Annotated in this window: 12 protein-coding genes and 1 pseudogene; 4 read left to right on the top strand and 9 right to left on the bottom strand. The window is 70.1% G+C overall.

What is annotated here, in order from left to right; translation table 11 throughout:
• Positions 1–29 precede the first annotated feature (29 nt).
• A pseudogene (locus O7614_RS21305) lies at positions 30–1318 on the bottom strand (ricin-type beta-trefoil lectin domain protein).
• A gap of 80 nt (positions 1319–1398) precedes the next feature.
• Positions 1399–2760 carry a lectin gene (locus O7614_RS21300; RefSeq protein WP_278140243.1) on the bottom strand — a complete coding sequence of 454 codons (1362 nt, stop codon included), beginning with the start codon at positions 2758–2760 and terminating at the stop codon, positions 1399–1401.
• Between the two features lie 618 nt (positions 2761–3378).
• Between O7614_RS21300 and O7614_RS21295 the strand changes: the two genes are divergently transcribed.
• From O7614_RS21295 to O7614_RS21280, 4 genes are all read left to right on the top strand, one after another.
• Positions 3379–4818, top strand: coding sequence for a glycoside hydrolase family 43 protein (locus O7614_RS21295; RefSeq protein ID WP_278140242.1), 1440 nt, complete (start codon positions 3379–3381; stop codon positions 4816–4818).
• 113 nt (positions 4819–4931) lie between these two features.
• Positions 4932–6398: an RICIN domain-containing protein gene (locus O7614_RS21290; protein ID WP_278140241.1), complete on the top strand. Its 1467-nt coding sequence runs from the start codon at positions 4932–4934 to the stop codon at positions 6396–6398.
• A 213-nt stretch (positions 6399–6611) separates the two neighbouring features.
• Positions 6612–7322, top strand: a complete 711-nt coding sequence (locus O7614_RS21285; RefSeq protein WP_278140240.1) for a ThuA domain-containing protein — start codon at positions 6612–6614, stop codon at positions 7320–7322.
• Entirely contained in the window at positions 7292–8410 is a 1119-nt protein-coding gene (locus tag O7614_RS21280; protein WP_278140239.1) for a Gfo/Idh/MocA family oxidoreductase, read from the top strand. Before O7614_RS21285 ends, O7614_RS21280 begins: the two co-directional genes overlap by 31 nt.
• Before the next feature lie 14 nt (positions 8411–8424).
• On the opposite strand, the gene O7614_RS21275 is transcribed toward O7614_RS21280, so the two are convergent.
• The 7 genes from O7614_RS21275 to O7614_RS21245 form a co-directional block, all read right to left on the bottom strand.
• The gene (locus O7614_RS21275) at positions 8425–8973 is read right to left on the bottom strand and encodes a DM13 domain-containing protein (RefSeq protein WP_278142320.1); all 549 of its coding nucleotides are present in this window, start codon (positions 8971–8973) and stop codon (positions 8425–8427) included.
• Positions 8974–9079: 106 nt separating this feature from the next.
• The gene (locus O7614_RS21270) at positions 9080–9934 is read right to left on the bottom strand and encodes an S-methyl-5'-thioadenosine phosphorylase (RefSeq protein WP_278140238.1); all 855 of its coding nucleotides are present in this window, start codon (positions 9932–9934) and stop codon (positions 9080–9082) included.
• 22 nt (positions 9935–9956) lie between these two features.
• Positions 9957–10376 carry a hypothetical protein gene (locus tag O7614_RS21265; RefSeq protein WP_278140237.1) on the bottom strand — a complete coding sequence of 140 codons (420 nt, stop codon included), beginning with the start codon at positions 10374–10376 and terminating at the stop codon, positions 9957–9959.
• Positions 10373–11506, bottom strand: coding sequence for a molybdopterin-dependent oxidoreductase (locus O7614_RS21260; protein WP_278140236.1), 1134 nt, complete (start codon positions 11504–11506; stop codon positions 10373–10375). The genes O7614_RS21265 and O7614_RS21260 overlap by 4 nt, the downstream gene beginning before the upstream one ends.
• A complete protein-coding gene (locus tag O7614_RS21255) occupies positions 11503–12210 on the bottom strand; it encodes a methyltransferase domain-containing protein (protein WP_278140235.1) in 708 nt (235 codons plus the stop codon). The genes O7614_RS21260 and O7614_RS21255 overlap by 4 nt, the downstream gene beginning before the upstream one ends.
• The gene (locus tag O7614_RS21250; protein WP_278140234.1) at positions 12207–12887 is read right to left on the bottom strand and encodes a DUF2064 domain-containing protein; all 681 of its coding nucleotides are present in this window, start codon (positions 12885–12887) and stop codon (positions 12207–12209) included. Before O7614_RS21250 ends, O7614_RS21255 begins: the two co-directional genes overlap by 4 nt.
• The gene (locus O7614_RS21245) at positions 12884–13555 is read right to left on the bottom strand and encodes a glycosyltransferase family 2 protein (protein WP_278140233.1); all 672 of its coding nucleotides are present in this window, start codon (positions 13553–13555) and stop codon (positions 12884–12886) included. The genes O7614_RS21250 and O7614_RS21245 overlap by 4 nt, the downstream gene beginning before the upstream one ends.
• Positions 13556–13573 lie beyond the last annotated feature (18 nt).

Raw genomic sequence — 13573 nt, 5'->3', positions numbered from 1 at the left:
GCGCGTTTCCTGGATCGGCGCAGGCAAGCCTAGGTGCGTGTGCCCCACTGTTGGTTGGCGCCACCGTGGCAGGCCCAGAGGTGCAGCTGCGTCCCGTTGGCGGTGCCGGAGCCGACGGCGTCCAGGCAGAGCCCGGACTGGGCTCCGGTGATGGTGTGCCGTTGGAGTTCAGGTTCCACTGTTGGTTGGATTGGCCGTTGCAGTCCCAGATGATGACGGCGGTGCCGTTGCTGCTGCCGCCTCCGCTGGCGTCCAGGCACTTGTTGCCGTACACGGTCAGGGCGCGGTTGGTGGTATGGGTCCAGCGTTGGTTGGTGCCACCGTGACAGTCCCACAGTTGCGGGCGTGCGCCGTTGCTGGTGCTGGAGTTGGGGATGTCGACGCAGCGGGCGGACTGGCTCCCGGCGATCAGCACGTTCTGCTGGCCGGGCGGCGGGGTCGACGGCGGGGGAGTGGTCGGCGGCACGGTGGATCCGAACTGGCTGAAGAACCGCCACACCTCCGGCTTGACCCAGCTTCGTGCGCCGCTCTCACAGCCGGCGCACCCGTCCACCGGACCCTGCTGGTGGCCGCCGTCGAACGCGGCCCAGAGCACCGGATATCCGGGCTGGCACGAGTACGCGGTGGTGATGTGGGTCCGGCTACCCGCCGCCGGTTCGGGCGGGTTCTGCGCGGCGCAACCGTTGTTCCGGACGAACCTGTCGCGCAGGGACCGCCCGCTGGGGATGTTGTCGTTGATGCCGTGAATCCCCAGGTACGCGACCGGCTGGGTGCCGCCGCTGCATCCGCTGATCGCCCCGGGGGCGGCGATTGCCGCGACCGCCCGGAACACCGTCGGCCGGGAGCAGGCCAACGAGTAGCTCATCGCCCCGCCGTAGCTGAACCCGACCGAGAAACGTTGCGTCGTGTCGACACAGAGAGCGTTCTCGATGGTACGGATCATGTCGTCGGTGAAGGTCACGTCCTCACCGTTCGAGTTGCCCCAGCCGTTGTTGAGGCCCTGCGGGGCGACGAAGATCGTGGTGTTGTTCGCCTGCGAGAGCATGCCGTAGTAGGCCCACGCGGCTCCGTCGGTGCCGCCCGACGCGACCTGACTGGCGGTGCCACCCAACCAGTGGAACCCGAAGGCCAGCCGGTGGGCGTAGGTGTTGTTGTACGTGTCGGGGAGCCGAAGGATGAAGCTGCGGCTCTTGCCGCCGCTCTGGATGGTGTGGGTGCCGCTGGTCAGTCCAGGCGCTTTGCCGCAGCCGGCGGTGGTGGCCGCGGCCGCCGATCCGACGGTCGTGACGACGTACGCGCCGACGACTGCCAGCACCATGACCGCGATGGCTGCCCCCAGCCAGGGGGTGGAAGGTCTGCGAGATCGCACAGCTGAGACTCCTTCTTCCACCGTCGCCCTCAACTCCGGCTCCACCGCTGGTTGGCAGCGCCGTTGCAGTCCCAGATCTGGACGCGGGTGCCGTTCGCCGTGCCGTTGCCGACCACGTCCAGGCACCGGCCCGAGCCGACCCCGGTGATCGAGCCGTCGGCGTTGAGCCGCCACTTCTGGTTGGACTGGCCGTTGCAGTCCCAAATGATCACCGAGCTGCCGTTCGCGGTGCCGGCGCCGTTCACGTCGAGACACTTGCCACCGAAGACGCGCAGTTCCTGGGCCGAGGTCGACGTCCAGCTCTGGTTGCTCTGCCCGTGGCAGTCCCAGATGATCGCCGTCGCGCCGTTGGACTGCGAGGCCCCGTTGACGTCCAGGCACCGTCCGGAGGACGCGTTGCGCAGGGGCGACGTGCTTCCCGGCGGCGGGGTGGTCGGCGGCGGGGTCGTCGGTGGGGTGGTCGGGTCGGTGTCGCCGAACTGGGTGAAGAACTTCCACACCTCGCCCTTGGTCCAGGTCCTGGCGCCGCTGTCGCCGCCGCCGTCCACCGGGCCGGGGGTGTGCCCGCCGTCGAAGGCGGCCCACACCACCGGATAGCCGGACCGGCAGCCGGAGTAGGTGGTGGTGATGTGCGTCAGGCTGCCGGACCTCGGCTCGGGAGGATTCTGTGCGGTGCAGCCGTTGTTCCGGACGAACCTGTCCCGCAGGGACCGTCCGGCGGAGATGTTGAGCACCGGGTCCCCGATGCCGTGGATGCCCATGTACGCGATCGGCTCGGTGCCGCCGCTGCAGCCGCTGAGCTGTCCGCCGGCGTAGACCGCGACGGCGCGGAAGACGCCGGCCCGGGAACAGGCCAGCGAATAGCTCATGCCTCCGCCGTAACTGAAGCCGAGGGCGAAGCGCTGCGTCGTCTCGACACAGAGATCTGTCTCGATCACCCTGATCATGTCGTCGACGAAGGTGACGTCCTGGCCGCCGGGATTGGCCCAGCCGTTCCCGTTGCCCTGGGGGGCGACGAAGATGGTGCTGTTGTTCGCCTGCTGCCGCAGCCCGTAGTAGGACCAGGCCGCGCCGTCCGATCCGCCGCCGTCGACGTCGTTGGCGGTGCCGCCGTTCCAGTGGAATCCGAAGATCAACCGGTAGGGGTGGTTGCGGTCGTAGTTGTCCGGGATCCGCAGGATGAAACTGCGGTTCTGGCCGCTGCTCTGGATGGACCGTTGGCCGCTGGTCAACGTGGGGGCCTTGCCGCACCCGGCGGTCGCTGCGGCCGGCACCACGTCTGCGGCCGACGCTGTGGTGTTCATGCCGCCGGCCAGCGCCGCCGCGGCCACTGTCACGACGACGGCTGCCGCCGTCGCCAGAGAAGCAAGGATGGGTCTACGTCTCGTCATGATGGGGCTCCCGCCGCTCGGCACGAATTGATGCAGGTAGAAGGGACGCGCGGCAATCGATGCGCGCCGAACCCTGTGACCCCCGACCACGTTCGCCGCCGGCGAAGCCTCGGGGAGACGCGATGCGCCAGGACGCCCGGCCGGGCTGATCGGCGCGCGATCCGCCACTGGTTCCGCCGCCCGAGGCGGACCAGTCGGTCGGTCGTCGAATCGATTCGCCCGAGGCTAGGTCAGGCAGTGAAGTATGTCAATGCCGTGTCCGGCATGTTGCGGGCCGGCGCCCAGGGGTGGGGGCGGGCAGGGCTCTCCGGGCGGCAGGGGTGTGGACGCCCGTTCCTTGACACTCATCGATGCTATCGCTAACACTGTCCGCAACGCGACGTTAACGAACAGAAAACATCTGCATCGCAGCCGGCGCGTGGCTTGCCGGGCTGCACGGCTCAGCGCATCACCGCCCTCCGTGGTCGACGAAGCTCGCGCGACGCACCGATTGATCTTGTTAGCGCTAACATCGATGATCTTCCTGAAGGTGGCGGTATGACACCTGGCACCTCACCTACCACCGGTTCGCCGTAGCCGCCGGCAGCGGCACCATCCGCTAGCGAAGGAGAAAGACCCATGTCGAGAGTCCTCTCCCGGCTCTGTGCGGTTGCGGTCGCCGGGTGCCTGCTGTTCACCACGTGGTCGGCGGCGACGCCGAAGCCGGCGGCCGCGCTCGACCCGACCGTCGGGTACCTGATGGCGCACTTCACCGGCGAGTCCTCCACCGACCAACAGATCTACCTCGCCCACAGCACCGACGGCCTGCGCTGGACGGACCTCAACAACGGCGGAGTCGTCCTGCGTTCCACCGTCGGCACCCGTGGAGTCCGCGACCCCGTGCTGGTCCGGTCGCCCGCCGGCGACCGGTACTGGATCGTCGCCACGGACCTGTGCATCGCCTGCGGTCAGGACTGGTCGACCGCGATCAACAACGGCAGCCGCAACCTCGTCGTGTGGGAGTCCACCGACCTGGTCAACTGGTCGGCGCCGTGGCTGCTGAACGTCGCCGGCGCGATCCCGGACGGACGCAACGCCTGGGCGCCGGAGGCGATCTGGAACCCGGCAACCGGCGACTACGTCCTCTACTGGGCGACGAACGTCCCACTCAACGGGGCCGCCAAGCACCGCATCTACTCCGCGCGTACGTCGAACTTCCGCAGCATCACCACGCCACAGGCGTACATCGATCGACCTGGCAGCCAGGAGATCATCGACACTCAGATCGTCGAGGTGCCGGCCGGGGTCGGCGGTTACCGCTACGTGCGGGCGTCCCGGGACGGCCAGATCACCCTCGAAGGCAGCAATTCCATCCTCGGCACCTGGACCACCCTCGGAAACCTGTCCGGCATCGGGCTCACGGGAGCCCAGGTGGAAGGCCCGATGTGGATGAGGATCAACGCCCGCAACGAGTGGGTGCTCTACCTCGACCAGTATTCCAGCGGGCGCGGCTACCTGCCCGTGCTGACCACCAACCCGTCGAACCCGGGCGACTTCCGGCTGCCGGCGTCAGGCTCGTACAGCCTGGGTGGCACAAAGAAACGGCACGGTTCGGTCCTCAACCTGACGGCGGCCGAGCAGAGCCGGGTGCTCGCCCGCTGGCCCAACGCCGCGGTCAGCCGGATCCAGTCGTACAACTTCCAGGACCGCTACGTGCGGCACGCAAATTACGACGCCCGGATCGACCCGAACGTCAGCCCGGCCCAGGACGGCCAGTGGCGTCTCGTGCCAGGTCTGGCCGGCTCCGGCACGGTCTCGATCCAGTCGGTCAACTACCCGGGCTACTACCTGCGTCACTACGGGTTCGACTTCCGGTTGGAAGCCAACGACGGCACCACCACCTTCGCGGCCGACGCCACCTTCCGGCAGGTCGCCGGCCTGGCCAACTCCGCCTGGACGTCGTTCCAGTCCTACAGCCACCCGGACCGCTACCTCCGGCACTACAGCTATCTGCTCCGGCTCGATCCGGTCGCCGACGCGCAGAGCCGGGCCGACGCGACGTTCCGGGTGACCAGCTGAACCCGACCCGACAGGCGAACCCCGACAACGGCACCAGCTCGATTGGACATCTCATGACACGACGCACCTCGACTGACGGTCACGGATCAGGACCAGCACCGAGCGCCCGGTCGATGCGCCGGCTACTGATCGTCCTGGTGACCGCCCTGACCGCGATGGCCGGCGTCATCGTCGTCGCGTCGTCGCCGGCCACCGCCGCCACGAACCAGTTCCGAGGGATGAACTGGGCGGTGCTGGGTGACAACTTCAGCACCGGCCCGCTCGTCGTGCAGGGCCTGAGCTCGTCGGACAGCAACGCGACGGTGCGGGCCAAGGCCAATGCCCTCTACGACGACATGGCGTCCACCATGGGGGTCAACACCATCCGGCTGCCCATCAACACCCACACGGTGGGGACGGCGTGGTGGGAGGCATACCGAGGTGCCATCGACGCCGCCACCGCCCGCGGCTTCAAGGTCATCCTCGCCTACTGGGAGGATGGCGCCGCCTCCGGCGGTCGAATCACGAATCTCGCCGCGTGGAACGCGATGTGGTCCACCGTGACCAACACCTACGGCGCGAACAGCAACGTCTACTTCGAGCCGATGAACGAGCCGCATGGTTACAGCTCGGCGGAGTGGCGCACCGTCGCCGCGAACTGGCTCAGCTACCACTACTCGGCGGTGCCCAGCCGGGTGTTGATCGGTGGCACCGGCTTCAGCCAGGACCTCCGCGACATCTGCAACGACAGCCGCTTCAACGCGACACTGCTGTCCTTCCACTACTACGCCTTCTTCTACGGCGCGATGACCTACGACGCCTTCCGCAGCCACATCCAGGCCCGCCTCGGCAACTGCGCCTCCCGCGCGGTCGCGACCGAGTTCGGCGCCCCCATGAACGACGGTCGCAACTACGCCGACGCGGGCAGCACCGACAACTTCGTGCGCTACATCCGTGCCATGGCCCAGGTCATGCGGGACAACCAGATGGGCGGTACCTACTGGCCCGCCCTCGGTGGCAAGCCCGGCAGCATCGGCTACGACTGGTACTCGATGTTCGCCCTCACCGGCGGCGGCACCGACCTCAACCTGACCGTCCGCAACACCTCCGGTGCGGACCGGATCCGGTACGCGTGGGGCGACACCGTCGGCGGCGACCCGACGACGCCTCCGCCGTCGACGGGGACGTTCCACCGGATCACCGCGCGGCACAGCGGCAAGGCCATGGACGTCCAGATGCCGAACACCGACAACGGCGCGCGCGTCGGCCAGTACACGTACGGCGGCAACGCGTGGCAGCAGTGGCAGTTCCAGGACGCCGGCAGCGGCTACTGGCGCATCATCAGCCGACACAGCGGCAAGTGCCTCGACGTGGTGAACGCCTCGACCGCCGACGGTGCCGAGCTCATCCAGTACACCTGCGGCACCGGCACCAACCAGCAGTTCCAGATGGCCACCAACGGCAGCTACTTCCAGCTGCGCGCCCGACACAGCAACAAGTGCGTGGACGTCCCGGCCGCATCGACCGCCGACGGCGTGATCATCAAGCAGTACACGTGCAATGCCGGAGCCAACCAGCAGTGGTCGCGTACCGCCGTCTGACGGACGACACCCACCGGCGGAGAGGGAGAACGGACGGCCACTTCGGCGTCCGTCCTCCCGAGTGGACACACCGTGCACCTCGCAACGCGACCGATGCGGACTTCGGCGACGACCGAGTACGGTTTCGGTGATCGACAAGCACGGGTGTCGGCGGCACCCCGCCGGGGCGGGAGCCGGCGCTCCGTTGGCGACGGATCGAGGGAGGGAGCGCGGGTGACACAGCCAAGGGCATTGGTGGTTCGGGGCGGCTGGGAGGGACACCAGCCGGTCAAGGCGACGGAACTGTTCATCCCGTTCCTCGAAGGCAGCGGCTACGCCGTGCGGGTCGAGGAGTCGACCGAGGTCTACGCCGACGCGGCCGAGATGGCCGACACCGACCTCGTCGTGCAGTGCGTGACGATGTCACAGATCACCGCAGCCGAGGCGGCCGGCCTGAGCGCGGCGGTCATCGCCGGCACGGGTTTCACCGGCTGGCACGGCGGCATCGTGGACTCGTTCCGCGCGTCGTCCGAGTACCTGCACCTGGTGGGTGGCCAGTTCGCCACCCACCCTGGTAAGGAGCCGTGCGAGCGCCACGGTGAGGCGGAGGACAACTTCCTGCCGCACACCGTGCACCTCACGGACCTCGGCCGGGAGCATCCGGTCACCACCGGCATCGACGACTTCGACCTGGTCACCGAGCAGTACTGGGTGCTGCACGACGACCTGATCGACGTACTGGCCGTCACCACCCACCCCACGCAGGAGTGGCACCCGTGGCACCGGCCGGTCACCTCACCGGCGATCTGGACCCGACTGTGGGGTGCCGGGCGGATCGTCGTGACGACCCCCGGGCACAGCCTCGACGTGCTGGAGCACCCGAGCGTCCGGACCGTGATCGAGAGGGGGATGGTGTGGGCGACCCGCACCGCGTCGGCGTCATAGGTCTCGGGGTCATCTCCCGCGCGTACCTGGACACTCTCGCGACCCATCCCGCGGTGAGCATCGTCGCGCTGGCCGATCTCGACGCCTCCCGGTCGGCCGAGGCCGCAGCCAAGATCTCCGGCGCCGAGTCGGTGAGCGTCGAGAGCCTGCTCGCCCGCCCGGACGTGCAGACGGTACTCAACCTCACGATCCCCGCGGCCCACGCCGACATCTCGCTCCGCGCGATCGACGCGGGCAAGAACGTGTACGTGGAGAAGCCGCTCGCGGTGACGCTCGAGGACGGTCGCTCGATCGTCGAACGGGCCGCATCGGCCGGCGTCCTCGTCGGGTGCGCGCCGGACACCGTCCTGGGCACCGGTACGCAGACGGCACGGGCAGCGATCGACCGCGGCCTCGTCGGGCGGCCGATGTCCGCGTCGGCCGTCATGGTCACCGCGGGGCACGAGCGCTGGCATCCCCACCCCGACTTCTACTACGCCCCGGGCGGCGGCCCGTTGCTGGACATGGGGCCGTACTACATCTCGGCGCTCGTCCACCTGCTCGGGCCGGTCCGCGCGGTGACCGGAGCCGCCAGCCGGCTACGCGCCGAGCGTGTCATCGGTTCGGGTCCGCGCGCCGGCCAGCGGATCCCGGTCGAGGTGGACACCCACGTGACGGGCGTGCTCGAACACGTCAACGGGGCTCTCTCCACCATCACCACGAGCTTCGACGGCGTCGCGACGACGGCCGCGCCGATCGAGGTCCACGGGGAGACCGGCACTCTCGCGGTGCCCGACCCGAACTACTTCGACGGGGAGGTACGGCTCTCCACGCTCGGCGGCAGCGAATGGCGCGTCCTCGAACCGCAGGCCGGTTACGCCGAAAGCTCGCGGGGCATCGGCCTGGTCGACCTGGTCAGCGCCGACGGTCAGCGTCCACCGCGCGCCGGTGGCGGCGTCGCGCTGCACGTGCTCGAAACGATGACCACCCTGCTCCGCTCGGCGGCTGAAGGCCGGCGGATCGAGCTGACGACGACGGCGGAGCAGCCCGCGCCGGTCCCCCTCACCCCGGCCGAGGAGTGGCAGGCCCAGCACGCGTACGGACACTGACCGGAGGCCCCCGGTCAGGTCGTCGTGAGATCGGCCGCGCCGAAGGAGACCGAGAACCGCTTGCACCAGATGGAGACGCTGCGGAAGTCGGCCGGATCAGCCGACGCCGGCAGGTCGTACACCTGGTTGCCCTTGTTGCCCTTGAGTCGTGCCAGCTCGACCCACTTACCGTCGTCGAACACCTTCCAGCCGGCCGTGCCGCGGATGACCGGTTGATCGGTCAGCCACACCCTCAGGTCCGGACCGTTCGACGTGTCCAGGTCGCGGATGACGAGCTGGTGACGCCCGTCGGCGAGCCGACGAATCTCGGCGCTGCCGGTGGTGTCGTGCTCGTGGGTGACGAACTCGCCGGCGGCCAGGACCTGGTCCGCCGCTGGTGCGGTTGCCGCCGGGGTCGGGGTCGCGGACGCCGGGGTGGACGCGGGAGCGGAGGCGACCGATGTCGCCCCGGCGGGGGGAAGCGCGTCGTCGACGTACGTGTCGGTGAACAACTTCCACGGCTGGAACCAGTAGAGGGCCACGATGGCCACGACGACAGCGGCGGCGATACCGGCCCGCGCCAGCGGCGACCGGAGGATCCATTTTCCCACGTCCACAGCGTATGACCACCACCGCCACCGAACCGGTCGCGAACCCTTTCAGAACCCTTACGGCGTGGACCGGCCGACGTCACGGCAGCGTGAGGCCGATCTCCGTACCCGCCAGCGCCTGTCCGCACGAGCAGCCGCCCTGCTCCGGTGGCAACATCTGCACCGCGTCGCCGAGCAGGACGCGCAGGCGATCGAGGTTCTGGGCGAAGACGGTGAAGACCTCGTGCTGGGTCACGCCGTGACCGACCTCGACGCCCGAGTCGTGGTCGGTCACCAGGGACAGCGCGGTGTAGCACAGGGCCAGTTCGCGGGCCAGCACCGCCTCGGGGTGGCCGGTCATGCCGACGGTCGACCAGCCCGCCCGGCCGTACCACACTGATTCGGCGCGGGTGGAGAACCGGGGCCCTTCGATGACGACCATGGTGCCGCCGTCGACCGGCTGCCAGCCGCTGGCCCGGGCGGCGTCGATGACGGTGGCCCGTCCGACCGGGCAGTACGGGTCCGCGAACGGAACGTGGACGACCCGGGGGAGCTGCCCGTCCGCGCGTACCTTTCCGTCGTAGTAGGTCTGCTCGCGGCCGTTGGTCCGGTCGACGAGTTGATCCGGTACGACGAGGGTGCCGGGGCCCAACTCCGGTTGCAGGCCGCCCACGGCACCCGGTGCGAGGACCTGGCGGACGCCGACTGTCCGCAGCGCCCACAGGTTGGCCCGGTAGTTGATGAGGTGCGGGGGAAGGGTGTGCCGGCGGCCGTGGCGAGGCAGGAACGCCACCGTCCGCCCGGCCAGATTCCCGATGGAGAGCGAGTCGCTCGGCGGTCCGTACGGAGTGTCGATCGTGACCTCGGTGATGTTGTCGAGGAACTCGTAGAAGCCGGACCCGCCGATCACGCCGATCGGCGGACGACCGGTCGTGTGGTGTGTTCCCTCAGACATGGGACTTCTCCTTCACGTGGCCTCAGGGATGCTCGGGTCGCCGGTCGCGGCGACGGACGATGGCGTCGACGACCAACACGATCACGATGACGGCCCAGAGGACGGCCAGCCCGGTGGCGAGCCCCAGCGGATAGTCGCGGTCCGGTAAACCCGGGTTCGGCGGCGCCGAAGGCGGTCGCCACAGCAGTGGCACCGCGATCAGCAGCATTGTGGCACTCGCCAGCAGACCTGCGGTGATCCAGGCCCGCCGCCGCCGGTTCGTCACCAGTCGGCCCAGCGTCAGACCGACCAGCCCGACCAGTGGTGCCACCAGGAGGTCGTGCAGCACCGGCCCGCCGATCAGCCACGGCAGGGTGCTGCCGAGTTGCGGACGGAGCAGCCAACCGCCATACGCCGCCGCCGCGACGCCGAGCACGAGCAGGAGCAGTCGGACCGCTCTCACCGCAGCACCTCCAGCCGCGCCAGCCACTTGGTCTGGAGCACGCCCGGCCGGCTCGGAGCGATCAGGCGGCAGGGGTAACCGTGGTCGGGGGACAGTTCCTCGCCGTTGATCCTCAGCGCGAGCAGGGTGAGCGGGTCACCGACGTGGGTCGCCGGAAGTGTGCTGGTGGCGTACAGGCCGTCGGTTTCCAGCGAGGAGACCCGAACCGCCCGGTCGGTCGGCGCGCCGACCAGCCGGAGCAGGTCGGCGACGGGCACACCCGTCCAGTCGGCGGAGGCGCTCCAGCCCTCGACGCAGGCGATCGGCAGGTTCGCCGTGCGTTGGGGCAGGGCTGCGAGTTCGGCACGGGAGAAGACATCCCTGCCACCCGGCCAGACGATCTCCAGTTGCCAGTCGGGGGGAACGGCGATGCGTGCGGCTGCGGCCGTACGGTTGATCGGGATGCCCTGCGGCCCGGCTGCGGAGCGCCACGCCAGCGGGGACACCCGACGCAACCACGGCACGGTGACCCCGGCGGTGGCCAGCACGGCCACGCCGGCGACGCCCGCCGCGCTCCGCAGGAACGCACGCCGTCCGGACGAGTCACGGTCGTCGCGTCGCGGTGGTGTGCTCAGCGCCGCACGGGCGATCGGGAGCTTCACCGCGATGTGCAGCAGCACCCCTCCCACCAGCAGCCAGGCGACCGCGTAGTGCGCCGCCGGGAAGAAGAATCCCCACGGGTACGACTGGGCGACGTTGAACAGGCCGGTGACCAGTTCGAAGAACGCGGCGCAGACCAGGACCAGGACGCTGACCCGCTCCAGGGCGTGCGCGGACAGTCGGATCGGGTGACGCAGGGGCGGACGGACGAACAGTCGGGGGTAGACGCTCCACAGCTTGGCCAGCAGCAGCGGGACCGCGGCGACGCCGGAGAGCACGTGGACGCCCTGGGTGATCCGGTAGAGGTTGACCGGTCGGCTCGGCCAGGTGAACCAGCCTGGCGGGTGCTGGATGTAGTGGCTGAGGAGACCGGTGACGAAACACAGCCCGAACGCCACCCCGAGCCAGAGACCGAGCCGGGCGGCGACCAGCGGCGAGTGCGACGGGGCCGTGAAGTCCTCGGAGGCGGGGATGCGTGGCCGGCGGGTCACGCGGTCACCAACTCGGCGAACCAGCGTGAACCGAGTCGGAACGTGTGCGCGACCCGCAGGCCGGCGGTGGCGGCGACACCGGCCACCGCCTCCGCCCCGACTCGCGCCCATCGGAACGTCGGCCCCTGTCGTGCCCCTTCGGCGGAGGTTCCGGACAGGACGTACGCCTGCCCCTGCCACAGCCCGGCGCCCGGAGGTTCGACCTCGACCACCAGCGTTCCGTCTGCCGCGATCAGCGCGCCGCACCGGCGCAGCAGTCGGATCGGGTCGCCGCCGATGCCGATGTTGCCGTCGACGAGCAGGGCGTGTACCCACCGGCCCTCACCGGGAAGTGGTTCGAAGATGTCGCGCCGCAGGGCGACCACGCCTCGGCCCTGGGTCAGTCGTACCGCCTCGGCGGAGATGTCCACCCCCAGCGCGACGAGCCCCTGCTGGGCGAGTGCCCTGGTCAGTCGTCCGGGACCGCAACCGAGATCGATCGTGGGGCCGGAGCAGCGTGCGGCGATGGACGTGATGGCCGGCTCGGGCGGGCCGTGCCAGCGTCGCACCGGCAACGGGTCACGTCGTCCGTCGGCGTGCACGAGCCAGTGGTCGGTGTGGGGTGGCGGCGCGACCGGCGTGGCGCGGGCATCCTGGTCGGTGGACCGGGCGTCGAGTCTGGCCCAGACGAGATCGAAACCATCGAGGGTGATCGTCGAGGTCACCTGCGGCGTCCGTTCGACAGGTGGACACCGACCGACTCGACGGCCTCCGCGAACCGGGTGCCGGGCAGGTCGGCCGCGACCGCCAGCGCGGTGGGCCAGTCGTCGACGTCCCGTTGAACGGGAAGGATCGCCGGGCGTGTGCCGTGGCCACGAAGCGCGGCGAGAGTGCGTCGACCGGTGTCGTCGGTCGACATGGGCACGTCGCGTAAGACCCCCGCGCACACCGGATCACGGAGCCCGAGTGCCCACCAGCCGCCGTCGAGCGCCGGCCCGAACACCGCCTCGTGGTCGGTGAGCCGCTGCAGCGCGGTGGTGAGCAGGGCCGGCCGGATCTGTGGCGTGTCCATGCCGATCTGCAGCACCGGTCGGCCCGGGAAGGCAGCGGCAGTGTCGACGTGCGCGTTCGCGAGGCGGTCGGCGAACGTGCGGCCGCGTTGTGGAAGGAGACGCCAACCCGCCAGCGCGGCGTTCAGCTCCTCGCCGTACTCGGCGTCGGCGAACCGGCCGGTGTAGGCCAGCACGGGGATGGTCGACGGGGTGGCGCGTACCGCCGCGAGGGTGTCCAACAACGCCGCCGCGGCGATCCGGGCCGCCTGCGTGGGATTCGCCGGCGGGCAGAGCCGCGTCTTGGCCAGGCCCGCAACCGGTGCCTTCGCGACCAGGAGCAGGACGTTCACCGGCCACCGCCGGCGCGCAGCACTCCGGCGAAGTCCCGGGTCGCCCGCAACGTGCCCCGGACCGACCCGGAGACCTTCGACCTGGTGCCCGCAGCCCGGGGGGCGTACGCGACGTCCAGCTCGAGAATCCGCCAGCCTGCCTGGGACGCACGGAGCAGCAGTTCCAACGGGTAGCCGAACGCGCGGTCGTCGACACCGAGTCCCAGCAGCGCCGCCCGGCGGGCCACCCGGATCGGGCTGATGTCGTACACCGGTACGCCACGGCGGCGCAGCAGCGCGGCAACGAGGGCGTTTCCGGTACGGGCGTGCCACGGCCAGGCGTCCGCCGAGACCGGTCGACGACGCCCGACAGCGAGATCCGCGCGACCGTCGAGCACCGTCGCGACGAGCCTGGGCAACTCGGCCGGGTCGAACGAGCCGTCCGCGTCGAGTACACAGACGAACTCGGCGTCCGCCGCCAGCAGGCCGGTGTGCACGGCCGCCCCGTACCCGCGTCGTTCCTCGTGGACGACCCGGGCCCCGTACTCGGCCGCGATCCCCGGCGAGCCGTCCGTGGAGCCGTTGTCGACCACGATGGCGCGGTAGCCGGGCGGCAGCCCGCTCAGTACGGCAGGCAGTGCGGCCGCCTCGTCCAGACACGGCAGCACCACGTCGATCGTTGTGCGCATACCGGCGACGCTAGGCCC

It is taken from the genome of Micromonospora sp. WMMD961 (genome assembly GCF_029626145.1).
Classification (GTDB): domain Bacteria; phylum Actinomycetota; class Actinomycetes; order Mycobacteriales; family Micromonosporaceae; genus Micromonospora.
This window is presented reverse-complemented; position numbering and strand designations above follow the sequence as displayed.

Coding starts and splice junctions, on each gene's coding strand:
- O7614_RS21300 (WP_278140243.1), bottom strand. CDS start 2,760: ATGACGAGACGTAGACCCATCCTTGCTTCTCTGGCGACGGCGGCAGCC.
- O7614_RS21295 (WP_278140242.1), top strand. CDS start 3,379: ATGTCGAGAGTCCTCTCCCGGCTCTGTGCGGTTGCGGTCGCCGGGTGC.
- O7614_RS21290 (WP_278140241.1), top strand. CDS start 4,932: ATGCGCCGGCTACTGATCGTCCTGGTGACCGCCCTGACCGCGATGGCC.
- O7614_RS21270 (WP_278140238.1), bottom strand. CDS start 9,934: ATGTCTGAGGGAACACACCACACGACCGGTCGTCCGCCGATCGGCGTG.
- O7614_RS21245 (WP_278140233.1), bottom strand. CDS start 13,555: ATGCGCACAACGATCGACGTGGTGCTGCCGTGTCTGGACGAGGCGGCC.